Source organism: Mesorhizobium sp. L103C131B0, from assembly GCF_000502275.1.
GTDB lineage: Bacteria > Pseudomonadota > Alphaproteobacteria > Rhizobiales > Rhizobiaceae > Mesorhizobium.
The window spans coordinates 1-24,140 of sequence record NZ_AYXC01000023.1 but is presented as its reverse complement, the minus strand read 5'-3'; the positions used below and the strand labels follow the sequence as shown (position 1 = coordinate 24,140).

Here is a 24,140-nt window from a genome sequence, read left to right as displayed (position 1 = left end):
CTCAGTTCATGCCTTCAATGACCGAAAGGTGATGGCCGGCCCGCCGGTCGAGCAGTTCCGCGACGATTTCGGAAATATGAGGCAGCCCTTCCAGCGTCAGATGCGCATTGCTCTGCGATGGGCGGGGCCGGCCCGGCAAAACCTGCAGCGCATCGGCAAACCGCTGGGCATCCTCGGCCTCCTCGGGCAAAAGCATCTCGATGAGGCCGAGTTCGGCTGCGCGCCGTGCCCGGATCAGCTGTTCCTCGCGCGGCGTGACGCGCGGCACGATCAGCGCCGGCTTGTCGAAAGACAGTATCTCGCAATAGGTGTTGTAACCGCCCATCGCCACCACCGCCTTGGCGCCGGCAATCAGCTCTTCCATCCGGTTGTCGAATTCGATGATCTTGACATAGGGGATCTTGGCCCCCTTCCGGACCAGCTTGTTGCGCTTGCGCGCCGGCATGTAGGGCCCAAGCACGATCAGCGCCCGGTGCTGCAATCGCGAATCCTGCTGATAGGCCTCGATGACGTTGTGGATCAGGTCGGCGCCGTCACCGCCGCCACCGGTGGTAACCAGGATATAGTCGCCCTCGGGCCGGTGGCCGGGCAACTGGTTCTGCTGCAGGCTCCGTTGCAGGAAACCGACGAACTTCATCTTTGCCCTGACCGCCGGCGGCACCTCCAGGCCGGTCAGCGGATCGTAGAAATCCGGCGGGCCATAGACCCAGACCTTGTCGTAGAACAGGCCGATCTTGCGCATCACATCCCTGCGTGCCCACTCCGCTTCGAGCAAATGCGGCGCGTCCATCACCTCGCGCAGGCCAAGCACGAGCGTGGTGCCCCGCGTCTTGAGGTAGGACAGCGTATCCTCGATCTCTCCGCGCAGCCCCAGCGGTTCCTTGTCGACGATGAAGATATCCGGCCGGAAGCTCTCGGCTGTGTGGCGGATAATCGACTGCCGCATCCTTAGCGTCTCATGCAGATCGATGTCCTTTTCAAGCGAGGTGTATTCGCCGTTGCGCAGCTTGATGACGCTGGGAATCTTCACGAAGTCGACGCGGGCGCGGTAGTCGAAGGCGCCGGCGATGGTCGCGCCCGAAATGATAAGCACCTGAAGACCGCGGAAATCCCCGACCAGCGAATGCGCGATCGTTCGGCAGCGCTGCAAATGGCCGAGCCCGAACGTGTCGTGGCTGTACATGAGAATTCGTGCGTCTTTTGCGTGCTGTGTCATTGTGAACGTCTTTTAGAATTCTCGCCGGACCGTGGGCAACCCCGCAGGCTTCGAAACCATTCTCGCGGGTCTAACGACCTGTTTTGAAACATGGGGGCGAGAGGTACGCAACGGCATTCTTCACCTGGGCACGAATGCCAGGGGGCGCTGATTGTGGCGCCATGCCTTGTCTTCGCCGATGATAGACGGCCCGAGCACAAATCTCTGTCATGAGGCTTGACCCCGTGGAATTAAATGCCCTGCGGCCTGAGGCAGGCAAAGCGAACATTGCGAAAAATCAAGGGCGACCAAGGCGAAATGAGGCTGCCGCACATTGTGAGGAGAACCCGCACCTTGGGAAAATGCTTCATAATCCATCGAAACACAACGGCCGCCAGAGGCCGCACGTTGCGGCCTTTTATCCTGCCATCAGCCTTGGCCTGTGGCAAGCGTCCGGTCCTTGCACCGTTGAAGCTGGTGCAATCTCGCGTCATGCCGGCTTCCTCCGTCATGTGGAGGATAGCTGCGGCCCCAATGAGATTCGTCGGCCAGGCGACCCATTCGCCAGTTCCGCCCAAAGCTTTGCGTGAACACGCCGGCCGGAACGGCGGCTAAGCCAGCCGTGCCCTTGTCGTCCTCGGCGTTGCCAGCAGCAGACTTGTCTCGCTGCCGGTTATCCCGGGGATGAGCCGTATCCGCCTAAGCACCGCGTCGAAATCGGTGAGCGACGCCGTTCCGAGTTCGACCACCAGGTCCCAGCGGCCATTGGTGGTGTGAATGGTCGAAACCTCGGCGAGGCCGCCGAGCGCCCGGACCACGCGGTCGGCGGCATGGCCCTCGATCTCGATCATCATCACGCCGCGTATCCGCTGGTCGACCGCGTCGGCGCGCAGCACCACCGTGTAGCCGATGATCTCGCCCGTTTTTTCCAGCCGCTCCATGCGCGCCCTGACCGTGGCGCGCGACACCCCGAGATCGACCGCGAGATCGGAGATGCTGCGCCGGGCATCATGCCTGAGCAGCGTGACCAGCCTTTCGTCGAGCAAGTCCATGATTCTATCCACTTGACCAAACTGACTTATCGGGTTGATAAATCATTCTTCTCGAAATGCCAATTTCGCCTGTTCAAACTGCCGGGCCGGGATGGTTCATTCCACGCATCAACCGCCCAATCAATTTACAAGGACAACAAGAACCATGCGCTGCAGGATCGTTGGCGCGCCGGTGCAGGACGGCGCCGGCAGGATGGGATGCGAGATGGGGCCAAGCGCGCTGCGCACGGCCGGGCTTGTCTCGGTGCTGTCGGAACTTGGCCACGAGGTCGAGGACTGGGGCGCGGTGCAACCGGCCGCAGTGCGCGCTATCGTCCACGGCAATCTCGCGCTGAAGGCCCTGCCGGAGATTTCCGCCTGGACCGCGGCAATTGCCGAGACCGCCTATGCGGCTTCGCGGGACGCCATGCCGATCTTCCTTGGCGGCGACCACGCGATATCGGCCGGCACGGTGTCGGGCATAGCCCGCCGCGCCGCCGAACGCGACCGGCCGCTCTTCGTGCTGTGGCTCGATGCGCATCCGGATTTCCACACGCTCGATACCACCGTCAGCGGCAATCTGCACGGCGTGCCGCTCGCCTATGCCAGCGGCCGACCGGGCTTCAACGGTTATTTCCCGGACCTGCCTGTCGCCGTCGATCCTGCCCACATCTGCGTCATGGGCCTGCGCAGCGTCGATCCGGCGGAGCGCCGGGCGCTGAGCGAAGCGGGGGTTACCGTGCACGACATGCGCACCATTGACGAGCACGGCGTCGCACCTTTGCTGCGCGCCTTCCTGGCCATCGTCGAAAAGGAAAACGGCCTGCTGCATGTCAGCCTCGACGTCGACTTCCTCGACCCCTCCATCGCGCCGGCCGTCGGCACCACCGTGCCCGGCGGCGCCACCTTCCGCGAGGCGCATCTGGTGATGGAGATGCTGTCCGACAGCGGCCTGGTCTCCAGCCTTGATCTGGTCGAGCTCAACCCGTTCCTCGACGAGCGCGGCCGCACCGCCACGCTGATGGTCGACCTCGCCGCCAGCCTGATGGGCCGCCGCATCATGGACCGCCCGACCCGCAGCCATTCCGGAAGCATTGCATGACCCAGCCTTCCCGCCTTGCCATCGTCCCCTTCGTCAGCGTCGACCGCATGATGAAGCTGGTGCTGACCATCGGCGTCGAGCGGTTCCTCACCGAACTCGCCGCCTATATCGAGGAGGATTTTCGCCGCTGGGAGCTGTTCGACAAGACGCCGCGCATCGCCTCGCACAGCCATGACGGCGTCATCGAACTGATGCCGACCAGCGACGGCCGGCTATACGGCTTCAAATATGTCAACGGCCATCCCAAGAACATGCGCGAGGGGCGCCAGACCGTCACCGCCTTCGGCGTGCTCGCCGATGTCGGCTCCGGCTATCCGATGCTGCTCACCGAAATGACGATCCTGACGGCGCTGCGCACCGCGGCGACCTCCGCTGTCGCGGCCAAATATCTGGCGCCGAAAGGCGCGCGCTCGATGGCCATCATCGGCAATGGCGCCCAGTCCGAATTCCAGGCTGTCGCCTTCAAAGCGCTGCTCGGCATCGACCGGCTGCGGCTCTACGACATCGACCGCTCGGCTTCGGAAAAATGCGCCCGCAACCTCGCCGGCAAAGGCTTTGACATCACCATCTGCGCCACCGGCCAGGATGCTGTGGAAGGCGTCGACATCATCACCACGGTGACCGCCGACAAGCTGTCCGCCACCATTCTGACCGACAACATGGTCGGTTCCGGCGTGCACATCAACGCGGTCGGCGGCGACTGCCCCGGCAAGACGGAACTGCACCGCGACATCCTTTTGCGCTCCGACATCTTCGTCGAGTTCTCGCCGCAGACGCGCATCGAGGGCGAAATCCAGCAGCTCCACGCCGACCATCCGGTGACCGAGTTGTGGCAGGTGATGACCGACAAGGCGGAAGGCCGCAAGACGGCGGAACAGATCACCTTGTTCGATTCCGTCGGCTTCGCCACCGAGGATTTTTCCGCACTGCGCTATATCAGAGACCAGCTTCAGGCCACCGGCCTCTACGAGGAGCTCGACCTGCTCGCCGATCCCGACGAGCCGCGCGACCTCTTCGGCATGCTGCTCAGGGCAGCGCTGCAGCCGGCAGCCGCCTGAGGGGCTTCAGCCGCGCAACGGCGCGCAGCTCTCCCGTTCGACGAGCACCGGGGTGAGCACTTCGCGGCGCGAATGCGCCGCCGGCTCGGCAACCCGCTCGAGCAGCAGGCTGACCGCCCGCGTGCCGATCTTCTCGACCGGCTGTGCGATCGTCGTCAGTGGCGGCCAGGTGGTGACGGCATAGGGTATGTCGTCGAAGCCGATCATCGACATGTCGCCGGGGACCCGCAATCCGCGCCCGCGCAGCACTGTCAGCGCGCCCATGGCCATCAGATCGTTACAGGCAAACAGCGCCGTGATCCCCGGCGCCTGCGCCATCAGCCGCTCCATCGCCATGCGGCCGCCGGCGAAGTGGTAGTCGGAATCCACCACCGAGGCCGGCGGCAGGTCGAGGCCGGCTTCCTGCAGCGCCCTGGCGAAGCCGCGCAGGCGGGCGGGGCTGGAGCTGGAATCGCGCGGGCCGCCGATGACGCCGATCTTCTCGTGGCCGAGCCCGGCCAGATAGCGGCCGGCGAGATAGCCGCCATGATCGTGATCGACCAGCACGGAATCGACATTGACCGAATGGATCTCGCGGTCGATCAGCACCGCCGGGACGCCGGGCAGAAGGCTGGAGAACACCCGCGCATGATCGGACGAGCCGGCAAAGATCAGCCCGTCGATCTGCTTGGCCATCAGCACCTGTAGGTAGCGCTCCTCCTTCTCGGCGCTGCCGTCGGAGTTGCACAGGATCACCGTATAGCCGGCAAGGAAGCCGGCATCCTCGATCTGGCGCGCCACGCCGGCGAAGAACGGGTTGGAATTGTCCGGCAGCAGCAGGCCGATGGTCTTGGTCTCGCCGCGCCTCAGGCTGCGCGCCAGCGTGTTCGGGCTGTAGCGCAAGGCGGCGATGGCCGAATGCACGCGCTCGGCCGTCTCAGGCTCGACATGGCGCGTGCGGTTCATCACATGCGAGACGGTTGCGACCGACACTCCGGCATGGCGCGCGACATCGGCAATCGTCGTCATTTCTTGTCCCCTGACTCGATTAGCCTAATGATTGCGTAACCGGATGTGTCGCACGCTAGAGCGCAGCTTTCGAGTGTCAATGTCCCTTTGAGCAACCTGCTGAGCGGAGCGATCTGCCGCCAAGAAAAAGCCGCAAGGCTGGGTGCTTGGTGGTCGACCTGTTGTCGCAACCGGATAAGGTTCGAGAGCCGGGAACTGCTCAATCGCCAACGATCGGAACAACGATGCGACTTCTCCTTGTCGAGGACGACCCACGCACCGCCGACTATGTCGTCAAGGGCCTTGGCGAGGCAGGCCATATCTGCGACCTCAGGCGCGATGGCCGCGACGCGCTGTTTGCCGCGACACGCGACGCCTATGACGTGATCGTCGTCGACCGCATGCTGCCCGGCCTCGACGGCCTGTCGATGATCAAGGCGGTGCGGGCAGCGGGCGTGCGTACGCCGGCGATCTTTCTGACCTCGGTCGGCGGCGTCGACGACAGGGTTGAAGGGCTCGAGGCCGGCGGCGACGACTATCTCGTCAAGCCATTCGCCTTTTCCGAACTGCTCGCCCGCATCAACGCGCTCGGCCGTCGCCCTGCGGTGCAGGAGCTGAAGACGACGCTGCGCATCGCCGACCTCGAAATGGACCTGATCCAGCGCCGCGTCACCAGGCAGGGCCAGGCGATCGACCTGCAGCCGCGCGAATTCAGCCTGCTCGAAGTGCTGATGCGCGGCGAGGGCCGCGTCATCACCCGCACCATGCTTCTGGAACGGGTCTGGGATTTTCACTTCGACCCCAAGACCAGCGTCGTCGAAACCCATATCAGCCGGCTGCGCGCCAAGATCGACAGGCCGTTCGAAACCGCGTTGATCCACACCGTGCGCAACACTGGCTACAGTGTTCACGACTGAGGCGCGGCATGACAGAAACTTGCCATGACTGAAGCTTGCAATGACTGAAACGCACTATGACTGAGACAGGCTCTCGCCTGCTGCGCAGCACGCCGTTTCGGCTGGCCCTGACCTTCGCCTTGCTGTTCGTGCTCGCCTTCATCCTGTCAGGCGCCATCGTCTACCAGCTGATGAGCGCGGATCTTGCCGAGCAGCTCGACCAGTCGGTCAAGGAGACCTATTCGGTCGTGGCGGTGACCTATGCCGGAAACGACCGGGAGGATCTGGTTTCGGCAGTCGACAGCCACGCCGCGCTCAGCCCGAGCAAGGAACAGCTGTTCTCGCTCACCGATCCCGCCGGCAATCATCTGGCCGGGAATTTCACCGCCGCCGACCTTCCGGATGGCTTTTCCGATTTTGCCGCTTCCCTGCCAGGCGTTGCGCCGGACACTATGTACCGCGCCTGGACCGGTTCGGTCGGGCCCAACAGCCTGACAATTGCCTTTTCGCTTTCCGAAACCGAGGAGCTGGAACGCATCGTTTTGATGAACTTCGGCTGGGCCACCCTGATCATTTCAGGGCTGGCGGTGGCTGGCGGCGCCTTGCTGGCGTCGCGTGTGCAGCGTCGCCTCGACGGCATTGCCACCACCATGGACGATGTCTCCAACGGCCGGCTCGACGCCCGCATTCCACTGCTCGGCAATGGCGACGACATTGACGGCGTCTCGCGCCAGGTCAACGCCGCGCTGGAGCGGCTGGCGGCGCTGGTGGACGGCATGCGCCAGGTCAGCGCCGACATCGCGCATGATCTGAAGACGCCGCTCAACCGGCTGCAGATGATTTTGGAAGCTGCGGCCGACAGGACCGCGCGGGGTGAGGCCGTTGCCGATGAGCTGGCGGAGGCACGTGGGGAAAGCCTGCAGATCAACGATACTTTCGATGCGCTGTTGCGTATTGCCCAGATCGAGGCCGGCGCCCGCAAGGCGCGCTTTGTCGATCTCGACCTCACCGGCGTCATCGATGCCATTGCCGAAATCTACGCCGGTGTCGCCGAGGATGACGGCAAGTCGCTGTCGGCCACGATCGTCCACGGCACGCCATGCCTGGTCCACGGCGACCGCGACCTGCTGACGCAATTGTTTGCCAATCTGGTTGAGAACGCGCTGCGGCATTGCCCCGATGGCACGGCAATCCTTCTATCGGTGCGGCGGCAAGGCGACCGCATTCTGGCTGAGGTCGCCGACAATGGCCCCGGCATCCCGGCGCAGGAGCGCGAAAAAGNGCGGCAAGGCGACCGCATTCTGGCTGAGGTCGCCGACAATGGCCCCGGCATCCCGGCGCAGGAGCGCGAAAAAGTGTTCCAGCGGCTCTACCGGCTCGACTCCAGCCGCACCACGCCCGGCAGCGGCCTTGGCCTCAGCCTGGTGCGGGCAATCGCCGACCTGCATGGTGCAACGATTGCGCTGGAGGATCGCCGGCCTGGGCTGGCGGTAATTGTCGGGTTTCCTCGGGCGGAGGGCACCGGTCCCGGCTTGAAATGACAACGCCAGAGCCAGGTCGACCCCACTCCGTCGAGCGAAGCAGCGACGGAGTGGGGGAAGGCGCTCATGAAACGCGAAGTCGCTGACAATTCTCCAAGTTGATGATCGCAGTCGACAAAGGTGGTCGCGATTAGCCTTGCACATGTTTCCACCCGAACGGCTGCGGGTTGATCAAGACGACCGTTGAACCTACCGGCCCACCGCACCCCGGCGAAAATCCGAGGGCGACATCCCCGCCAGCTTGCGGAAGGATTTGTTGAAGGCGCTGAGCGAGCCGAAGCCTGAATCCATGGCGACGCGCAGCACATTGGCGTCTTCATGCATCAAAAGCGCCTGCGCATAGCTCAGCCGCAGCAGGTTCATATATTCGTTGAGCGTCATGCCGGTCGACTTCTTGAAAATGCTCATGGCGTATTTGGGATGGATGTCGGCCGCCGCCGCGATGTCGACGCAGTCTATGTCGTAGAGGAAATTCTCGGCGATGAAGTCGCACATGCGACCGACATTGCGCAGCGATTGCTGGTCGAACGGGCCGCCGGGTTCCTGGCCGATGGCGGTTTCCGGCACCAGCCGGTAGGGCTCGAAGCGCACCCGCTCCAACCGCAGCAGCAGCTCGTTCACGGCGTGCTCGGTTATCGCCGGATCGCCCGAGCGGAAATAGCGGTTCCAGCGTTCGAAATTGTGATGATCGGCCTGGTCGGTCGCCGATGTCACCAGCGTGGCGCCCGTCATCAGCCGGTGGCGGACATCCGTCGGCAGGGGCAGGCGGAAGAAATGCACCAGCGGCAGATGCGCGCCGGCATAGATGGCGTCGTCGGAGAGATCGTCCATCTGGTGCGGCAGCCCGCCCCAGAACAGGCACATGTCGCCCGCCGTGAGCGCGATCTCGTGCTCGTTCATGCGGTAGTGCACGCTGCCGCGGACGATGAAATTGACCTCGACCTGGGCATGCCAATGCGGCTTCAGCATCACCAGCGGATGGTTGTGAAACATCTGCAAAGCCATCGGCAGGCCTTCGACGCTGCTGGCGCCAGGCTGGTAAAACGGCCGTTCCGGCATCTTACTTTCCGCCCATCTTTTATTCCCGTTGTCAGGGACAAGCCTTCCGCGCCGCCTAGTCTAGCCATGCTCGCGAAGAGAGAGCAAATGAAATGGGAGGATTTCAATGCGCACGACACTGATCTGTGCCGCGCTGGCGCTTGGCCTGGGCTCAGCCCCGGCTTTGGCGCAGTCCGGCGAAATCACGATCTGGAGCTGGAATATCGCCGCTTCGTCGCTGAAGGCTACGGTGGCCGGCTTCAACAAACAGTATCCCGACGTCAAGGTCACCGTTCAGGATCTCGGCAACCAGCCGACCTATGACAAGTCGATCGCCGGCTGTGCGGCCGGCGGCGTCGGCCTGCCCGATATCGTCTCGATCGAAAACGGCGAGGCCGAGAACTACTGGAGCCAGTTCCCCGATTGCTTCGTCGATTTGCACACGCTGGGCTACACCGCCGACGACCAGAAGAAATTCCCGGATTTCAAGCGCACCGAACTGGAGGTCGGCGACAAGGCCTATGCCATGCCGTGGGATTCCGGCCCGGTCGCCGCCTTCTACCGCCGCGACTTCTACGAGAAGGCCGGCGTCGATCCGGCCTCGATCAAGACCTGGGACGATTTCATCGCCGCCGGCAAGAAGGTCCAGGCCGCCAATCCCGGCGTCACCATGACCAATGCGGATTTCAACGGCGACACCGAATTCTTCCGCATGATTTCCAACGAACAGGGCTGCGGCTATTTCGCCGCCGATGGGCAGTCGATCACCGTCAACCAGCCGAAATGCGTCGACACGCTGGCCAAGATCAAGGACATGAAGGACGCCGGCATCATCTCGTCGGCCGACTGGGGCACCAAGATCACCAACAACACCGCCGGCACCGTCGCCACCCAGGTCTATGGCGGCTGGTATGAGGGCACCATCCGCACCGAATCGGCCGGCGAAAACGGCAAATGGGGTGTCTATCTGATGCCGAGCCTGACCGCCGACGGCCCCCGCGCGGCCAATCTCGGCGGCTCGTCGCTCGCCATCACCTCGGCCTCGAAGAACAAGGAGGCCGCCTACGCCTATCTGAAATACACGCTCGAGACCAATGAAGGCCAGATCACCATGCTCAGGGATTTCGGCCTGGTGCCGTCACTGATCTCAGCCCTCGACGACCCCTACGTCTCGCAGGGCCTGCCCTATTGGGGCGGCCAGGCAGTGTGGAAGGACATTCTCGCCACGCTGCCCAAGGTGGTGCCGAGCCGCGGCACACCGTTCCAGAGCGACGCCGAAATCATCATGCGCGCCGTGCAGACCAAATATCTCGGCGGCGGCTATCCCGATGCCAAGGCCGCCCTCGACGACGCCGCCAGCCAGATCGCTTCGGCGACGGGACTGCCGATCAAGTGACCAAGGCGGTGATGCTGGCGGGCCAGATATAGGGCAATTTGCCGGACTGTTGGCGCTGCCCCTCACCTGCCTGCCGGCATCCTCTCCCCGTATAGTGACGGAGAGGGGACGGCCTTAATAATTGACGCCGGCTAACAACACGCCGGATATCAGCCGGGAAAGAGGAAGGAGGAGGAAACCATGCGCTACCAGAACGCCACGGCCTATCGCTTCCTTACGCCCTACCTTCTGATCTTTGCCATCTTCTGGGTGTGGCCGATCATCTCCTCGTTCATGATTTCCTTCCAGGCGACGCGCACGGTGCCCTGGCGCTTTGCGCCGACGTTCAACTGGGGCCGCCTGATCGGCGACCCCGCTTTCTTCAACGCGCTGAAGAACACGCTGCTCATCCTCGTCATCCAGGTGCCGGTGATGATCTCGCTGGCGATCGTCATGGCGGTGCTGCTGAACTCGCCGCTGCTGAAAGCACGTGGCCTCTACCGCTTCGCCTTCTTCGCTCCGGTGGTGGTCGGCGAGGTCGCCTATTCCGCCGTGTTCCGGCTGATGTTCAATCTCGATTTCGGCATCATCAACAAGCTGCTCGCCGGCGTCGGCCTGTCCAAGATCGACTGGTTCTCCAACGTCACACCGGCCATGGCGCTGATCATGATCGCGGTAACCTGGCGCTGGGCCGGCTACAACGCCATCATCCTGCTCGCCGGCCTGCAGTCGATCCCCGAGGATGTCTATGAAGCAGCGACGCTCGACCGCGTCAGCAAGCTCAAGCAGTTCTTCTACATAACGCTGCCGCTGCTCAAGCCGGTCATCGTGTTTTGCGCCGTGCTGTCGATCATCGGCACCATGCAGCTGTTCACCGAGCCGTTCCTGATCACCGAGCGCGGCGGCCCCGGCGGCGGCACCGAGACGCTTGGCCTGCTGCTCTACCGCCAGGGTTTTCGCTCGCTCAATTTCGGCTACGCCTCGGCCGTGGCCTACACCATGGCGGGCTTGGCAATCGCCATCACGCTGGTGCAGCTGTGGCTGACAAGAGAGCCGAAATGAGTTCGCTGTCGCAACGCCGGCTCGGCCGCAGCGTCCTGCTGCATCTGGTCCTGACGCCGCTGGCGGTGATCTGGCTGTTTCCGCTGTGGATGATGGTGGTGTTTTCGACCATGCCCGACAACGGCATTTTCAGCCCCGGCATCGAGCTTCTGCCGCACGGCAATTTCGTCGACAATTTCAACAATCTGCAGCGTGACACCAATTTCGTCGGCGCCATCGGCATTTCGGTGGCGGTGGCGGTGACCTACACCTTCTTCTCGGTGCTGCTGACCTCGATGGCCGGCTGGGCGCTCGCCCGCTATCAGTTCTTCGGCAAGGGCGCGGTGGTGGCGATCATCCTCGGCACCATCACGCTGCCCTATGCGGTGGTGCTGATCCCGCAATTCATCATGGTGGCGCGCGACTTCCAGCTCGCCAACACCTGGATTGCGCTGATCGTGCCACCCTTGTTCAATTCGCTGGGCGTGCTGTTCATGCGCCAGGCTTTCTCGATGATGCCGGCCGACCTTTTCGACGCGGCACGTGTCGAGGGCGTCAAGGAATGGCGTATCTTCCTGTTCGTCGCTTTGCCGCTGGCGCGGCCGATGCTGGCGGCGCTCGCCATCATCCTGTTCCTCGCCTCGTGGAACAATTATCTCTGGCCGCTTTTGATCAACAGCCAGCCCGGCGCGATGACGGCCCCTGTGGCGCTCGGCACGCTGATCGGCCTGACCAAGGTCTCATGGGGCGGCATCATGGCCGGCGCCGTCATGTTGACCGTACCGATGCTGGTCGTCTTCGTTCTGCTGCAGCGCCATTTCATCGCCGGCATCGCCGCCGGCGCCGTCAAGTAGGGACAACAGCGATATGGCGGCAGTCACCCTCACCAATGTCGTAAAACGCTTCGGCGTCTATGAGATCATCCATGGCGCCAACATCGATATCGCCGATGGCGAGTTCGTCGTCTTTGTCGGCCCGTCGGGTTGTGGAAAATCGACGCTGCTCAGGATGATCGCCGGGCTGGAGGATATCAGCGGCGGCGAGATCGCCATTGGCGGCAAGGTGATGAACGATGTCGAGCCGGCCGAGCGCGGCATCGCCATGGTGTTCCAGTCCTACGCGCTCTACCCGCACATGAGCGTGGAGCAGAACCTGAGCTTTGGCCTCAGGATGACCGGCAACCCCAAGGAGGACACCGAGCGGCGGGTGAAGCGGGCCTCCGAAATCCTGCGCATCACAGAGTTGATGGCGCGGCGGCCCAGGCAATTGTCCGGCGGCCAGCGCCAGCGCGTCGCCATTGGCCGCGCCATCGTGCGCGAGCCGCAAGTCTTCCTGTTCGACGAGCCGTTGAGCAATCTCGACGCCGAGCTGCGCGTCCAGATGCGGGTCGAGATCTCGCGCCTGCACAAGGAACTCGGCACAACGATGATCTATGTCACCCACGACCAGACCGAGGCGATGACGCTGGCCGACCGGATCGTCGTGCTGCGCGGTGGCCATGTCGAGCAGATCGGCCGGCCGCTCGATCTCTACGACAATCCCGACAACCAGTTCGTCGCCGGCTTTGTCGGCTCGCCGAAGATGAATTTCATCAAGGGCCGCGTCGTCGGGCGCAACACGAGCAGCGTCACCGTCGAGCTGGTGGGCGAGGAAAAGACCCGCATTATGCAACCATTGACCGGCGCCGTGCCGCAAACAGGAGCCAAGGTCATTGTCGGCGTGCGGCCCGAACATTTCGGCAATGGCGGCGAAGGCGACGCCGACCTCACTGTCGGCATCGACGTGGTCGAGCATCTCGGCGGCACCAGCTTCATCTATGCCAGGACCGCCCATGGCGAAGACCTGGTGATCCAGCGCGACGCGGCAAAGGTCCCCGACACCCAGGAGATCACCGTGTCCATCCGCAAATCCTATCTGTTCGATGAAAACGGCCAGCGGCTGCGCTGACCTTCCAGCTATGCAAGGAGAATGATCATGACTGCAACCGCGCCCATCCGCTGGGGGATACTTGGGCCCGGCGACATCGCCAAAGCGTTCGCCCGCGGCGTGGCAGGCTCGCGCACCGGCACGATCGTGGCGCTCGGCGCCCGCAATCCCGGCAAGGCAGGCTTGGCCGAGACGTTTCCCGGCGCCCGCATCCTCGACGGTTACGACGCGCTGCTCGCCGACCCCGAGGTCGATGCCGTCTATATCGCCATCCCGCATCCCGGCCATGCCGAATGGGCAATCAAGGCGGCGGAAGCCGGCAAGCATGTGCTGTGCGAAAAGCCGCTGGCGCTGACCGCCTTCGAGGCCGACGCCATGATCCATGCTGCGCGCAAGGCCGGCACCTTCCTCGGCGAAGCGTTCATGTACCGGCTGCACCCGCAGACGGCGAAGCTGGTGGAACTCATCAAGTCGGGCGTCATCGGCGATGTCAGGCTGATGAAGTCGAGCTTCGGCTTCGCCATGCCGGGCTTCATGCCCGAGCACCGGCTCTACGCCAACGATCTCGCCGGCGGCGGCATCCTCGATGTTGGCGGCTATCCCGTCTCGATGGTGCGGCTGATTGCCGGGGCTGCGACTGGAAAACCCTTTGCCGAGCCGGACAAGGTTGTCGGCACCGCCCATCTCGGCAAGTCCGGCGTCGACGAATGGGCCTCGGCGCTGCTGCATTTTCCCGGTGGCATCGTCGCCGAGGTATCCTGCAGCATCTCGCTCAAACAGGACAATGTCCTGCGCATCCTCGGCACCAAGGGCCGCATCGAGGTGCCGGATTTCTGGTTCGCCGGCGGCGGCAACCGCGATGGCGGCCCTGGCCGGATCGATGTAATTCTCGCCGACGACACGCGCGAGACCATCAGCGTCAACGAAACCCGCCATCTCTATTCCTTCGAGGTCGACGCCGCCGGCGAGGCGATCCTGGCCGGCAAACAGGAGTTCGCCTGGCCGGGCATGAGCTGGGCCGACAGTCTCGGCACGCTGCGTGTGCTCGACAAATGGCGCGCTGCCGTAGGGCTCGAATATGAAATCGAAAAGCCGGCTAAGCGAACCAACACCCTTTCGGGCCGGCCGCTGCGCACCGGCGGCACCGCCATCGGCAAGCGCAAGATTCCGGGCCTGTCGAAGCCGGCCTCCGTGGTGGCGCTCGGCTTCGAGGATTTCCGCACCTTCTCGTCGGGCGCAATCCTGCTCGACGCCTTCTTCGAGGCCGGCGGCAATCTGTTCGACACCGGCTACGTCTACGGCGGCGGCTACACCGAAACGCTGCTTGGCCAGTGGCTCAGGAATCGCGGCGTGCGCGAGCAGTCGGTGATCATCGCCAAGGGCGCCCACTCGCCGCTCTGCTATCCCGATGTCATCGGCAAGCAGCTCGCCCAGTCGTTGGACCGGCTGCAGACCGACCATGTCGACCTCTATTTCATGCACCGCGACAACCCGGATGTGCCGGTCGGCGAGTTCGTTGACGCCATGGACGCCGAGGCCAAGGCCGGCCGCATCCGTGGCCCGTTCGGCGGCTCGAACTGGACGATGGCGCGCATGGACGAGGCGATTGCCTATGCCGAGCGCACCGGCAAGCAGAAGCCCGGCGTGCTCTCCAACAATTTCTCGCTGGCCGAGATGCTGGAGCCGATCTGGGCCGGCTGCATCACCTCGTCGACCGACGACTGGAAATCCTGGCTGACGAAAAGGCAGATGCCCAACTTCGCCTGGTCGAGCCAGGGCCGCGGCTTCTTCACCGACCGCGCCGGCCGCGACAAGCAGGACAATGAGGAGCTGGTGCGGGTCTGGTATTCCGAGAAAAATTTCGGCCGCCGCGACCGCGCCATCGAGCTGGCGCAGCGCCTGGGCAAAAGTCCGATCCACATCGCGCTCGCCTATGTGCTGGCGCAGCCCTTTCCGTCGGTGCCGTTGGTCGGCCCGCGCACGCTGGACGAGTTGGAGGACAGTTTGAAGGCGCTGGATATCAAGCTGTCGGCGGAGGATGTGGCGTGGCTGGATAGCGGGCCGGAAAGGCGGCGGGCTTAGCAGCTAATCTCCCCCCTTGAGGGGGAGATGTCGCCGAAGGCGACAGAGGGGGTCGCCTCGCGTGGAGCGCTAACCTCCTTCTGCAGCGGCAGGTAGGCCGAGCCCAGTCGAACGACCCCCTCTGGCCTGCCGGCCATCTCCCCCGCAAGGGGGGAGATTAGCAGCTCATGCGTTCCACCTACCGATCGATCCGTGTCGACAAAATAATCGACGACGACGTCCGCTCGACCCCGTCCATCGCCCCGATCTCGTCCAGCAACGCATCCAGATCCCTGATCGACGGCGCGTCGACGATGACGATCATGTCGAAATTGCCGCTCACCGAGTGCAGCGTCCGTACCGGCGGCAGCGCCTGCAGCGCCCGCACCACCTTGTCGGCGAGCTTGGGCGTGACGGTGAGCAGCACATGCGCCCGCACAAGCCCCTGCTCGTAGTCCGGCGCCATCCGCACGCCATAGCCGGTGATGATGCCGCGCTGTTCCAGCCGCTCGATCCGGCTCTGCACTGTCGTGCGCGAAACGCCGAGCTGGCGCGCCAGCTCAGTGGTCGACGCGCGGGCATTGGCGCGCAGCAGGGAAAGCAGTTTTTGTTCGGCGTCACTGAGCATTTCGACGAACCTCGTCGGCGTATCGTTCAAGTGCAGGGTTCATTTCAAACGATCCCACGCTTCCTTTCGACAGGCAAGCTGCGATTCTTGAAGGCATCGCGTCCACCGCGCGGCGGTCTGGGCCAAAGAGTTTTCACGAGGGGCAAGGTCATGAAGAAAATCATCGTCGTCGGCGCCGGCAAGATCGGCTCCACCATTGCAGGCATGCTCGCCGACAGCGGCGACTACCACGTCACCGTTGTCGACCGCGCGGCGGCGCAGTTTGCCGCGGCCGAACTTCCCGCCGGCGTCGAGGGGCTGGAGCTCGATATCGCAGCGCCGGGCGCACTCGAGGCCGCCCTTGCCGGCGCCTTCGCCGTGCTGAGCGCCGCCCCCTTCCATTTGACCACGCGCATCGCCGAAGCGGCCGCCGCCACCGGCGTGCACTATCTCGATTTGACCGAGGATGTCGTCTCGACCCGCCGCGTCAAGGAGCTGGCCAAGTCGGGCAACAGCGCCTTCATTCCGCAATGCGGCCTGGCGCCGGGCTTCATCTCGATCGTCGCCAATGATCTCGCCAGCCGCTTCGACACGCTGGAAAGCGTTCGCATGCGCGTCGGCGCGCTGCCGCAATACCCGTCCAATGCGCTGAACTACAATCTGACCTGGAGCACCGACGGCGTCATCAACGAATATTGCGAACCCTGCGAGGCGATCGTCGAGGGCGAGCTGATCGAGGTGCCGCCGCTGGAGGAGCGCGAAGAGTTCTCGCTCGACGGCGTCACCTATGAGGCCTTCAACACCTCCGGCGGTCTCGGCACGCTGGCCGAGACGCTGAAGGGCAAGGTGCGCACGCTGAACTACCGCACCATCCGCTATCCCGGCCACGCGGCGATCATGAAGGCGCTGCTCAACGATCTCGGCCTGCGCCACCGCCGCGACGTGCTGAAGGACATTTTCGAGAGCGCCCTGCCGGCAACGCTGCAGGACGTGGTCATCGTCTTCGTCACCGTCTCGGGCCGCCGCAATGGCCGCCTGCTGCAGGAAACCTACGCCAACAAGATCTATTCGCAGCGCATTGGCAGCCAGGTGCGCAGCGCAATCCAGATCACCACTGCCTCAGGCATCTGCGCCGTGCTCGACATGCTGGCCGACGGCACCTTGCCGGCGACCGGTTTCGTCAAGCAGGAAGACATCGCGCTGGATGCGTTTCTCGCCAATCGTTTTGGGCGCGCTTATGCGCAGCACGAGATGGTGAGCCGGCTGGCGAGCTGAGCTACTTCACCCTCCCCCTTGTGGGGAGGGTCGGCGCGCAATCGGAGCGAAGCGGAGATGGCGAGACGGGGTGGGGGGTGAGCGCCGACGGTTGGCGAGGACCCCCACCCTGCTCCGCTCCGCGATCGACCCTCCCCACAAGGGGGAGGGTAAAGCGCCCGCTACTTCCGCAGAGCCATCGGTCGTCCGAGCAGAAACCGGATGAAGTTGCCCGCGGTCCGCGGCGCCATGCGGGGCTGCGTCGCCTGTCGTGGCGCGCTTTGCCTTCGCGCTGGCACCTTGGGTTCGACACCCGGTCGGCCCACCGTGAAGGAGGGCCCCGAGACCGGCTTCCCCCTCAACACGTTGGCGGCGTTGTTGTCATGGATGACGATGCACCATTGCGCGCCCTTCGATGCCGCCACGACGGTGTTGAAGCGCGTCGCCATTTTTGCGTGGTGCTCGCTGTAGACGCCGCTCATCGCCGGCGATCTCCTTTCGACCAGCGTGCCGAACGCCGACGTGACATAGTCGTGGTGCGTGTAGCGTCCGCTTGCCGTCTCGAAATTCTGGCCGTCCGGAAAGGCAATGTAGAGCGGCTGCAGGTCCACCACACGCTTTTCGATCTCCCGGCGCGCGTAGTGGTCGACGCGCTCCATGAAGGTCGGCGCCAGCGCGTCGTCGCTGTCGAGCCGCGTTAGCGAGACATACTCGGCATCGCTGTCGTCGTGGACGAAAGCATTGAAGCGATTGTTGTAATCGTCGCCGGCCTCGACAAGGATCGGCCTGACGTCGACACCGGCCACGCAGCTGCACACGGTGCGAATATAGTTCTCGTGCGTATCGGCATCGAACGCCACAAGGACGGTAAAATCCTTCAGCGACTGGCCTTCGAGCGACGACGCGCAATAGGTGTCGAACAACGCCAGGCGCTCGACCAGCCAGACCGGGTCGAGATTGGCGCGGCCCTTTCCGTCCCACTGGCTTGGCTTGAAGCCAGCGGCGATGTTGTAGCGTATGGCGATGTATTTCTTCAGGCCGGTGTCCATGGACCGACACTTAGTACATTCCGCTGATCTGCGACAACCAACGGCTGGGCGGCCACCCTCCCCCTTGTGGGGAGGGTCGGCTCGCGGTCGGAGCGAAGCGGAGATGGCGAGACGGGGTGGGGGTGAGCGCTGACGGTCGGCGAGGACCCCCACCCCGCTCCGCTACGCGGATCGACCCTCCCCACAAGGGGGAGGGTAAGCGCACTTCAAACATGCAGCGCGTGGCCCAGCGCCTTCAGCGCCGCTTCCTGGAAGCCTTCGCCTTGCGTAGGATGCGCATGGATGGTCCCGGCGATATCCTCCAGCCGCGCGCCCATTTCCAGCGCCAGGCCGAACGCCGCCGCCAGTTCCGACACGCCTTGCCCGACCGCCTGGATGCCCAGCACCAGATGGTTGTCCGCGCGGGCGACAAGACGAACAAACCCGTCCTCGCCGAGTTTCGTCATCGCCCGGCCGTTGGCGGCGAAGGGGAACTGGCCGATCTTGATTTCGCCTGAAGCCTTCGCCTCCTCCGGCGTTAGCCCTGCCGTCACCAGCTCCGGATCGGTGAAGCAGACGGCCGGGATCGAGCGCTTGTCCCAGCTGCGCTTGTGGCCGGCGACGATCTCGGCCACCATTTCGCCTTGCGCCATCGCCCGGTGCGCCAGCATCGGCTCGCCGGTGACGTCGCCAATGGCATAGATGCCGCGCATCGAGCTGCGGCACTGGTCGTCGATCTTGATGAACTTGCCGGCCACGTCGAGATCGATCTGATCGAGGCCCCAGCCCTCCGTCACCGGCTTGCGGCCGACCGTGACCAGGATCTTGTCTGCCGCGATTTTGGTGCTCTTGCCGTCCGCGGTCTCGACCAGCAGCGCGTCGCCCTTGACCCCCTTGGCCTTGGCGCCAAGCATCACCTCGACGCCGATCTGGGCCAGCCGTTTCACCACCGGCCGGGTCAGTTCCGCATCATACTGCGCCAGCACGCGCGGCAGCGCCTCGACCACGGTCACCGCGGCGCCCATTTTGGCGAACGCCATGCCGAGTTCCAGCCCGATATAGCCGCCGCCGACCACGGCGAGCTTTTTCGGCACCTCGCCGAGAGCCAGCGCTTCTGTGGATGAAATCACCGGGCCGCCGAACGGCAGGAACGGCAGTTCCACCGTCGCCGAGCCGGTGGCGATCACAACCGTTTCGGCGCGGATGATCTGGGTGCCGGTCTCGGTCTCGACCGCGACGGTCTTGCCGTCGCGGAACGTCGCCCAGCCATAGACGGTCTTGACCTTGGCCTTCTTCAGTAGCCCGGCAACGCCCCCGGTCAGCCGGCTAACAATGCCGTCCTTCCACGCAACCGTCTTGCCGAGATCGAGCACGGGCGCTGCTAGCGAGATGCCGAGCGGACTGCTGCCGCCGGCCATATGCGCGACCTTCTCGAACTCTTCCGCCGCATGGATCATCGCCTTGGACGGGATGCAGCCGACATTGAGACAGGTGCCGCCCGGTTTGCCGGCTTCAACGATCACCGTATCGATGCCGAGCTGGCCGGCACGGATAGCGCAGACGTAGCCGCCGGGCCCGGCGCCGATGACCAGCAGCTTGCAGGAGATTTCTTTCATGGCGTGACCCTTTGATGCGAGGGAATGTTCCGTCGCGATCCTTCGCGCCCCCCTCTGTCCTGCCGGACATCTCCCCCACGAGGGGGGAGATCAGCAGCTTCTTCGCTTCGCTCATTCCTGCAACGATGGAGATTGGCGAAACCCTGCGTGACGTCCAATCTCCCCCCTTGTGGGGGAGATGCCTGGTAAGGCAGAGGGGGGCGCTGTCCCGCCGTCATCTCGGTCGTTCCGCCCCTCAATCCACAAATATCAGCGCTGGCGTCTCAATCAGCGCCTTGATCCGCTGCACAAACACCGCCGCATCCCAGCCGTCGACCACCCGGTGATCGAAGCTCGACGACAGGTTCATCATCTTGCGCGGGATGAACTGGGTGCCGTCCCAGACCGGCCGCACCATCATCTTGTTGACGCCGACGATCGCCACCTCAGGATGATTGATGACCGGCGTCGTCGCCACGCCGCCCATGGCGCCGAGCGAGGTAATGGTGATGGTCGATCCCGACAGCTCGTCGCGGCTGGCCGTGCCGGACTTCGCCGCTTCGGCCAGGCGGTTGAGCTCGGCCGCGCAATCCCAGAGGTCGCGCGCCTCGGCGTGCTTGACCACCGGCACCACCAGGCCCGACGGCGTCTGCGCGGCAATGCCGATATGGACGCCGCCATGCTGATGGATGATGCCGGCCTCGTCGTCGAACAGCGCGTTGATGTTGGGCTGGTCGGCAATCGCCTTGACCATCGCCCGCATCAGGAACGGCAGCAGCGTCAGCTTCGGCCTCTCCACACCCTTGCGCTTTTCCTTGTTGAGCGCCGCGCGCAACTCCTCGAGTGCTGTGACGTCGATCTCCTCGACATAGGTGATGTGCGGGATGCGTGACTTCGCCAGCGACATTTTTTCGGCGATCTTGCGCCGCAGTCCGATGACCTTGATATCCTCGACGCTGTCATTGCGCGCCAGACCCGACGCCTTCGCTACCTGCGGTCCGCGTGCCAGGAATGCCTCGATATCTTCGTGGCTGATGCGGCCGGCAGGGCCGGTACCCGACACCTGGCGCAGATCGATCCCCGCCTCCTTCGCCCTGAGCCGGATGGCGGGCGACGCCAGGGGCTTTTCGCCCTCCGGGCGCGGCGCGCCGGTGGGTGCCGCACCTTTAGATGTCGGCGCAGTACCCCCACCCCTGGCCCCTCCCCACAAGGGGGAGGGGGATTCAGTCTCAGCTGCCCGTGCGCTTTTGGCTGCTGGTGCAGGTGGTGGCGACTTGGCGTCGGATTTCGTGGCCGAAACGCCTCCCTCTTGTGGGGGTCCGGAGGACGGGCGAGACCCGTGGCTCGCCCCGGCAGGGGTGGGGGTCGGTGCCGCCGTGACCTCTGACAATTTCGAGCCTTCGCCGACATTGCCCTCCCCCGCCACTTTCAGCCGCACGATCGGCGAGCCGATCGCCACCGTGTCGCCGATCTCCGCGCCCAGCCACAGGATCTCGCCATCGACCGGCGAAGGTATTTCCACCGTCGCCTTGTCGGTCATCACGGCGGCAAGCACCGAGTCCTCGCGCACGAGGTCGCCGACCTTGACGTGCCACTCCACAAGTTCGGCCTCGGCGACGCCTTCGCCGACATCCGGCAGCTTGATGATGTGTTCGCCCATCCCTAGGCTCCCATGGTTTCGAGAAGCGCGCGGCCGACACGGGCCGGCCCCGGGAAATAGTCCCATTCCTGCGCATGCGGGTAGGGCGTGTCCCAACCGGTGACGCGCGCCACCGGCGCTTCCAGATGGTAGAAACAATTTTCCTGCACCAACGCCGACAGCTCGGCGCCGAAGCCGGAGGTCAGTGTCGCCTCGTGCACGACGACGCAGCGTCCGGTCTTCTTCACCGAAGCGACTATCGCGTCGAGATCGAGCGGCAGCAGGGTCCGCAAATCGATGATCTCGGCATCGATGCCGGTTTCTTCCACAGCCGCCTGCGCGACATAGACCATGGTGCCGTAGGCGAGCACGGTGACGGCCGAGCCCGCCCGGCGGATCGCCGCCGTGCCGAGCGGCACCGTGTAATGGCCGTCGGCGACCTCGCCCAGTTCATGCTTCGACCATGGCGTCACCGGTCGGTCGTGATGGCCATCGAACGGTCCGTTATAGAGCCGCTTCGGCTCCAGAAAAATCACCGGATCGGGATCCTCGATCGCCGCGATCAGCAGTCCCTTGGCGTCGTGCGGATTGGACGGCACCACCGTCTTCAGCCCCGACACATGGGTGAACAGCGCTTCCGGGCTCTGGCTGTGCGTCTGGCCGCCAAAGATGCCGCCGCCGGTCGGCATGCGGACAACGATCGGGCAGGTGAAATCGCCGTTCGAGCGGTAGCGCAGGCGTGCTGCTTCCTGCGTCAGCTGGTCGTACGCCGGGTACATGTAGTCGGCAAACTGAATTTCCACGCATGGCTTCAGCCCGTAGGCGGCCATGCCGATGGCCGAGCCGACAATACCGGATTCGTTGATCGGCGCATCGAAGCAGCGGCTCTTGCCGTACTTCGCTTGCAGGCCTGCCGTGCAGCGGAAGACACCCCCGAAGAAGCCGACATCCTCGCCATAGACGATGACGCGTTCGTCGCGCGCCATCGACACGTCCATGGCGTCGCGGATCGCCTCGATCATGGTCCGTCTCGGCATGGTCAGACTCCCGCCTGCTGGCGCTGGCGCCTGAGATGCGGCGGCATCTCGGCAAACACGCCCTCGAACATCTCGCGCGTCGACGGCTTGCCGCCGGCATGCAGCGTGCCGTGGCCTTCAGCTTCCTTCTGCGCCGCGATCACCGTCTCGAGGATTTCCGCTTCGGCCTGGGCGTGACGCTCGTCCGACCAGACGCCGCGTTGGATCAGATGGTTCTTCAGCCGCATCACCGGATCGCCGAGCGGCCAGGCGTCGGATTCCGTCTTCGGCCGATAGGCCGACGGATCGTCCGAGCTCGAATGCGCGCCGGCACGGTAGGTGACATGTTCGATCAGCGTCGGCCCGAGATTCTGCCGCGCCCGCTCCGCCGCCCATTTGGCCACGGCATGCACGGCGAGATAATCATTGCCGTCGACGCGCAGCGCCGGAATGCCGAAGCCGAGGCCGCGCGCGGCAAAGGTGCCGGAGCCGCCACGCGCAATGCCTTGAAACGTCGAGATCGCCCACTGGTTGTTGACGACGTTGAGGATGACCGGCGCCTTGTACGTCGAGGCGAACACCAGTGCGGAATGGAAATCGGATTCGGCCGTCGAGCCGTCGCCGATCCACGCCGCCGCGATTTTCGAATCGTTGCTGATAGCGGAAGCCATCGCCCAGCCGACCGCCTGGATGTATTGCGTCGCCAGATTGCCGGAGATCGAGAAGAAGCCATGCTCCTTCGACGAATACATGATCGGCAATTGCCGCCCTTTGAGCGGATCGGCCTCGTTGGAATAAATCTGGTTCATCATCGTGACCATCGGATAGCCGTCGGCGATGAGCAGGCCGGCTTGCCGATAGGTCGGGAAATTCATGTCGCCTGGCGCCAGCGCCTTGCGGAAAGCGCAGCTCACCGCCTCTTCGCCCAGATGCTGCATGTAGAACGAGGTCTTGCCCTGGCGCTGCGCCATCTGCATGCGCGCATCGAAGCTGCGCAGCGTCATCATGTGGCGCAACCCCTCGAGCAGCTCCTCGTCGGTGAGCAGCCCGGCCCACGGCCCGACCGCCTCACCGGTGCGGTTGAGCACACGGATGATCGAAAACGCCATGTCGCGGATGGTGCGCGGATCGACATCGATGTCCGGTCGCGGCACCGAGCCGGCCTTGGGGATCGGCACGTTGGAGAAGTCGGGCGTTCCGCCCGGCCGCACTTCCGGCTCCGGCACATGAAACCGCAACATCCCAGCATCGGTCATGACCATGGTCCTCCCATTTGCCTGGCGTCGATATTTGCACATCCGCGCGCCCGGCACAGCGCCAATTCATGGGGCGCCGCAACCCATCCGGCGTCACGGCCGGCAGGCGACCCCAAGATGCAGATATGTCTGCGAAATTTCTTGTCGATGTTGGGGAGCAGCGCGCAATTAGGCGCAAAGTTTTGCAGGATTTCCGGCAGATAGTCACTTCACGGCATCCGGGAGAGATGAAGCACCAAGGTCGGCGAACTCGCGCTTTCCTCTCCCCGTGATCGGGGGAGAGGTGTCGAGCGAAGCTCGACGGAGTGGGGGTCGACCCTTGGGCGCTAGGCAATGCTTGAGATAGTGCCCTTCCTTTGTCCGTTCGCGGCGATTGCCACGTGGCTCCCCCACTCCGTCTCGGCTTCGCCGTGTCCAGCCGATAGATGGGTAACACTTTGAACCGGATACATAGGTGACACTTCTCTCCCCCTATGTGTCCGCCGCAGCGCCAA

At 64.2% G+C, this 24,140-nt stretch carries 21 protein-coding genes; 10 read left to right on the top strand and 11 right to left on the bottom strand.

Going from position 1 to position 24,140, the window contains the following annotated elements:
- Position 1 precedes the first annotated feature (1 nt).
- The 3 genes from X730_RS138795 to X730_RS138805 all read right to left on the bottom strand — a co-directional run bounded on the left by X730_RS138795 (position 2) and on the right by X730_RS138805 (position 2,247).
- Positions 2-1,216: a glycosyltransferase family protein gene (locus X730_RS138795; protein ID WP_023827409.1), complete on the bottom strand. Its 1,215-nt coding sequence runs from the start codon at positions 1,214-1,216 to the stop codon at positions 2-4.
- 230 nt (positions 1,217-1,446) lie between these two features.
- On the bottom strand, positions 1,447-1,707 hold the full coding sequence (locus X730_RS138800) for a hypothetical protein (protein WP_023732834.1): 261 nt from the start codon (positions 1,705-1,707) through the stop codon (positions 1,447-1,449).
- Between the two features lie 99 nt (positions 1,708-1,806).
- The gene (locus X730_RS138805) at positions 1,807-2,247 is read right to left on the bottom strand and encodes an Lrp/AsnC family transcriptional regulator (RefSeq protein WP_023685065.1); all 441 of its coding nucleotides are present in this window, start codon (positions 2,245-2,247) and stop codon (positions 1,807-1,809) included.
- A 145-nt stretch (positions 2,248-2,392) separates the two neighbouring features.
- Here X730_RS138805 and rocF point away from each other — a divergent pair, with 145 nt between their 5' ends.
- Positions 2,393-3,328: an arginase gene (gene rocF, locus X730_RS138810; RefSeq protein ID WP_023685064.1), complete on the top strand. Its 936-nt coding sequence runs from the start codon at positions 2,393-2,395 to the stop codon at positions 3,326-3,328.
- On the top strand, positions 3,325-4,386 hold the full coding sequence (locus X730_RS138815; RefSeq protein ID WP_023827408.1) for an ornithine cyclodeaminase: 1,062 nt from the start codon (positions 3,325-3,327) through the stop codon (positions 4,384-4,386). Before rocF ends, X730_RS138815 begins: the two co-directional genes overlap by 4 nt.
- Positions 4,387-4,392: 6 nt before the next feature.
- Here the strand turns inward: X730_RS138815 and X730_RS138820 are convergent, their stop codons facing one another.
- Positions 4,393-5,394, bottom strand: coding sequence for a LacI family DNA-binding transcriptional regulator (locus X730_RS138820; protein ID WP_023752840.1), 1,002 nt, complete (start codon positions 5,392-5,394; stop codon positions 4,393-4,395).
- Positions 5,395-5,618: 224 nt separating this feature from the next.
- Between X730_RS138820 and X730_RS138825 the strand changes: the two genes are divergently transcribed.
- Positions 5,619-6,290: a winged helix-turn-helix domain-containing protein gene (locus X730_RS138825; RefSeq protein ID WP_023827407.1), complete on the top strand. Its 672-nt coding sequence runs from the start codon at positions 5,619-5,621 to the stop codon at positions 6,288-6,290.
- Positions 6,291-6,346: 56 nt separating this feature from the next.
- Positions 6,347-7,810 (top strand): ATP-binding protein, encoded by a 1,464-nt coding sequence (locus X730_RS138830; RefSeq protein ID WP_023827406.1) that lies wholly within the window; start codon positions 6,347-6,349, stop codon positions 7,808-7,810.
- 189 nt (positions 7,811-7,999) lie between these two features.
- Here the strand turns inward: X730_RS138830 and X730_RS138835 are convergent, their stop codons facing one another.
- Positions 8,000-8,869, bottom strand: coding sequence for a helix-turn-helix domain-containing protein (locus X730_RS138835; protein ID WP_023827405.1), 870 nt, complete (start codon positions 8,867-8,869; stop codon positions 8,000-8,002).
- A 106-nt stretch (positions 8,870-8,975) separates the two neighbouring features.
- Between X730_RS138835 and X730_RS138840 the strand changes: the two genes are divergently transcribed.
- From X730_RS138840 to X730_RS138860, 5 genes are all read left to right on the top strand, one after another.
- Entirely contained in the window at positions 8,976-10,244 is a 1,269-nt protein-coding gene (locus X730_RS138840; RefSeq protein ID WP_023726709.1) for an ABC transporter substrate-binding protein, read from the top strand.
- 180 nt (positions 10,245-10,424) lie between these two features.
- Positions 10,425-11,285 (top strand): sugar ABC transporter permease, encoded by an 861-nt coding sequence (locus X730_RS138845; protein ID WP_023745911.1) that lies wholly within the window; start codon positions 10,425-10,427, stop codon positions 11,283-11,285.
- Positions 11,282-12,118, top strand: a complete 837-nt coding sequence (locus X730_RS138850; protein ID WP_023672164.1) for a carbohydrate ABC transporter permease — start codon at positions 11,282-11,284, stop codon at positions 12,116-12,118. The genes X730_RS138845 and X730_RS138850 overlap by 4 nt, the downstream gene beginning before the upstream one ends.
- Before the next feature lie 13 nt (positions 12,119-12,131).
- A complete protein-coding gene (gene ugpC, locus X730_RS138855) occupies positions 12,132-13,211 on the top strand; it encodes a sn-glycerol-3-phosphate ABC transporter ATP-binding protein UgpC (RefSeq protein ID WP_023726711.1) in 1,080 nt (359 codons plus the stop codon).
- A gap of 27 nt (positions 13,212-13,238) precedes the next feature.
- Entirely contained in the window at positions 13,239-15,272 is a 2,034-nt protein-coding gene (locus X730_RS138860) for an aldo/keto reductase (protein ID WP_023827404.1), read from the top strand.
- Positions 15,273-15,450: 178 nt separating this feature from the next.
- Here the strand turns inward: X730_RS138860 and X730_RS138865 are convergent, their stop codons facing one another.
- The gene (locus X730_RS138865; protein ID WP_023672167.1) at positions 15,451-15,879 is read right to left on the bottom strand and encodes an Lrp/AsnC family transcriptional regulator; all 429 of its coding nucleotides are present in this window, start codon (positions 15,877-15,879) and stop codon (positions 15,451-15,453) included.
- 150 nt (positions 15,880-16,029) lie between these two features.
- On the opposite strand from X730_RS138865, the gene X730_RS138870 reads away from it, so the two are divergent.
- Positions 16,030-17,133, top strand: coding sequence for a saccharopine dehydrogenase family protein (locus tag X730_RS138870; protein ID WP_023754936.1), 1,104 nt, complete (start codon positions 16,030-16,032; stop codon positions 17,131-17,133).
- A gap of 161 nt (positions 17,134-17,294) precedes the next feature.
- Here X730_RS138870 and X730_RS138875 read toward each other — a convergent pair whose 3' ends face one another.
- The 5 genes from X730_RS138875 to X730_RS138895 form a co-directional block, all read right to left on the bottom strand.
- Positions 17,295-18,161, bottom strand: a complete 867-nt coding sequence (locus tag X730_RS138875) for a glycosyltransferase (RefSeq protein ID WP_023702534.1) — start codon at positions 18,159-18,161, stop codon at positions 17,295-17,297.
- Between the two features lie 206 nt (positions 18,162-18,367).
- Positions 18,368-19,756, bottom strand: coding sequence for a dihydrolipoyl dehydrogenase (lpdA, locus tag X730_RS138880; protein WP_023827403.1), 1,389 nt, complete (start codon positions 19,754-19,756; stop codon positions 18,368-18,370).
- Between the two features lie 235 nt (positions 19,757-19,991).
- The gene (locus tag X730_RS138885; protein WP_023754589.1) at positions 19,992-21,395 is read right to left on the bottom strand and encodes a dihydrolipoamide acetyltransferase family protein; all 1,404 of its coding nucleotides are present in this window, start codon (positions 21,393-21,395) and stop codon (positions 19,992-19,994) included.
- A 2-nt stretch (positions 21,396-21,397) separates the two neighbouring features.
- Positions 21,398-22,411 (bottom strand): alpha-ketoacid dehydrogenase subunit beta, encoded by a 1,014-nt coding sequence (locus tag X730_RS138890; RefSeq protein ID WP_023745906.1) that lies wholly within the window; start codon positions 22,409-22,411, stop codon positions 21,398-21,400.
- A gap of 2 nt (positions 22,412-22,413) precedes the next feature.
- Positions 22,414-23,646, bottom strand: a complete 1,233-nt coding sequence (locus X730_RS138895) for a 3-methyl-2-oxobutanoate dehydrogenase (2-methylpropanoyl-transferring) subunit alpha (RefSeq protein WP_023710316.1) — start codon at positions 23,644-23,646, stop codon at positions 22,414-22,416.
- Between the last annotated feature and the right edge of the window lie 494 nt (positions 23,647-24,140).

Bases quoted from the DNA above. Each gene is read 5' to 3' on its own strand.
- X730_RS138815 (WP_023827408.1), top strand. From the start codon at position 3,325: ATGACCCAGCCTTCCCGCCTTGCCATCGTCCCCTTCGTCAGCGTCGAC.
- X730_RS138825 (WP_023827407.1), top strand. From the start codon at position 5,619: ATGCGACTTCTCCTTGTCGAGGACGACCCACGCACCGCCGACTATGTC.
- X730_RS138840 (WP_023726709.1), top strand. From the start codon at position 8,976: ATGCGCACGACACTGATCTGTGCCGCGCTGGCGCTTGGCCTGGGCTCA.
- ugpC (WP_023726711.1), top strand. From the start codon at position 12,132: ATGGCGGCAGTCACCCTCACCAATGTCGTAAAACGCTTCGGCGTCTAT.
- X730_RS138885 (WP_023754589.1), bottom strand. From the start codon at position 21,395: ATGGGCGAACACATCATCAAGCTGCCGGATGTCGGCGAAGGCGTCGCC.
- X730_RS138820 (WP_023752840.1), bottom strand. From the start codon at position 5,394: ATGACGACGATTGCCGATGTCGCGCGCCATGCCGGAGTGTCGGTCGCA.
- X730_RS138835 (WP_023827405.1), bottom strand. From the start codon at position 8,869: ATGCCGGAACGGCCGTTTTACCAGCCTGGCGCCAGCAGCGTCGAAGGC.
- X730_RS138890 (WP_023745906.1), bottom strand. From the start codon at position 22,411: ATGCCGAGACGGACCATGATCGAGGCGATCCGCGACGCCATGGACGTG.
- X730_RS138860 (WP_023827404.1), top strand. From the start codon at position 13,239: ATGACTGCAACCGCGCCCATCCGCTGGGGGATACTTGGGCCCGGCGAC.
- X730_RS138875 (WP_023702534.1), bottom strand. From the start codon at position 18,161: ATGGACACCGGCCTGAAGAAATACATCGCCATACGCTACAACATCGCC.
- X730_RS138870 (WP_023754936.1), top strand. From the start codon at position 16,030: ATGAAGAAAATCATCGTCGTCGGCGCCGGCAAGATCGGCTCCACCATT.
- X730_RS138845 (WP_023745911.1), top strand. From the start codon at position 10,425: ATGCGCTACCAGAACGCCACGGCCTATCGCTTCCTTACGCCCTACCTT.
- lpdA (WP_023827403.1), bottom strand. From the start codon at position 19,756: ATGAAAGAAATCTCCTGCAAGCTGCTGGTCATCGGCGCCGGGCCCGGC.
- X730_RS138850 (WP_023672164.1), top strand. From the start codon at position 11,282: ATGAGTTCGCTGTCGCAACGCCGGCTCGGCCGCAGCGTCCTGCTGCAT.
- X730_RS138795 (WP_023827409.1), bottom strand. From the start codon at position 1,216: ATGACACAGCACGCAAAAGACGCACGAATTCTCATGTACAGCCACGAC.
- X730_RS138800 (WP_023732834.1), bottom strand. From the start codon at position 1,707: ATGACGGAGGAAGCCGGCATGACGCGAGATTGCACCAGCTTCAACGGT.
- X730_RS138895 (WP_023710316.1), bottom strand. From the start codon at position 23,646: ATGACCGATGCTGGGATGTTGCGGTTTCATGTGCCGGAGCCGGAAGTG.
- rocF (WP_023685064.1), top strand. From the start codon at position 2,393: ATGCGCTGCAGGATCGTTGGCGCGCCGGTGCAGGACGGCGCCGGCAGG.
- X730_RS138865 (WP_023672167.1), bottom strand. From the start codon at position 15,879: ATGCTCAGTGACGCCGAACAAAAACTGCTTTCCCTGCTGCGCGCCAAT.
- X730_RS138805 (WP_023685065.1), bottom strand. From the start codon at position 2,247: ATGGACTTGCTCGACGAAAGGCTGGTCACGCTGCTCAGGCATGATGCC.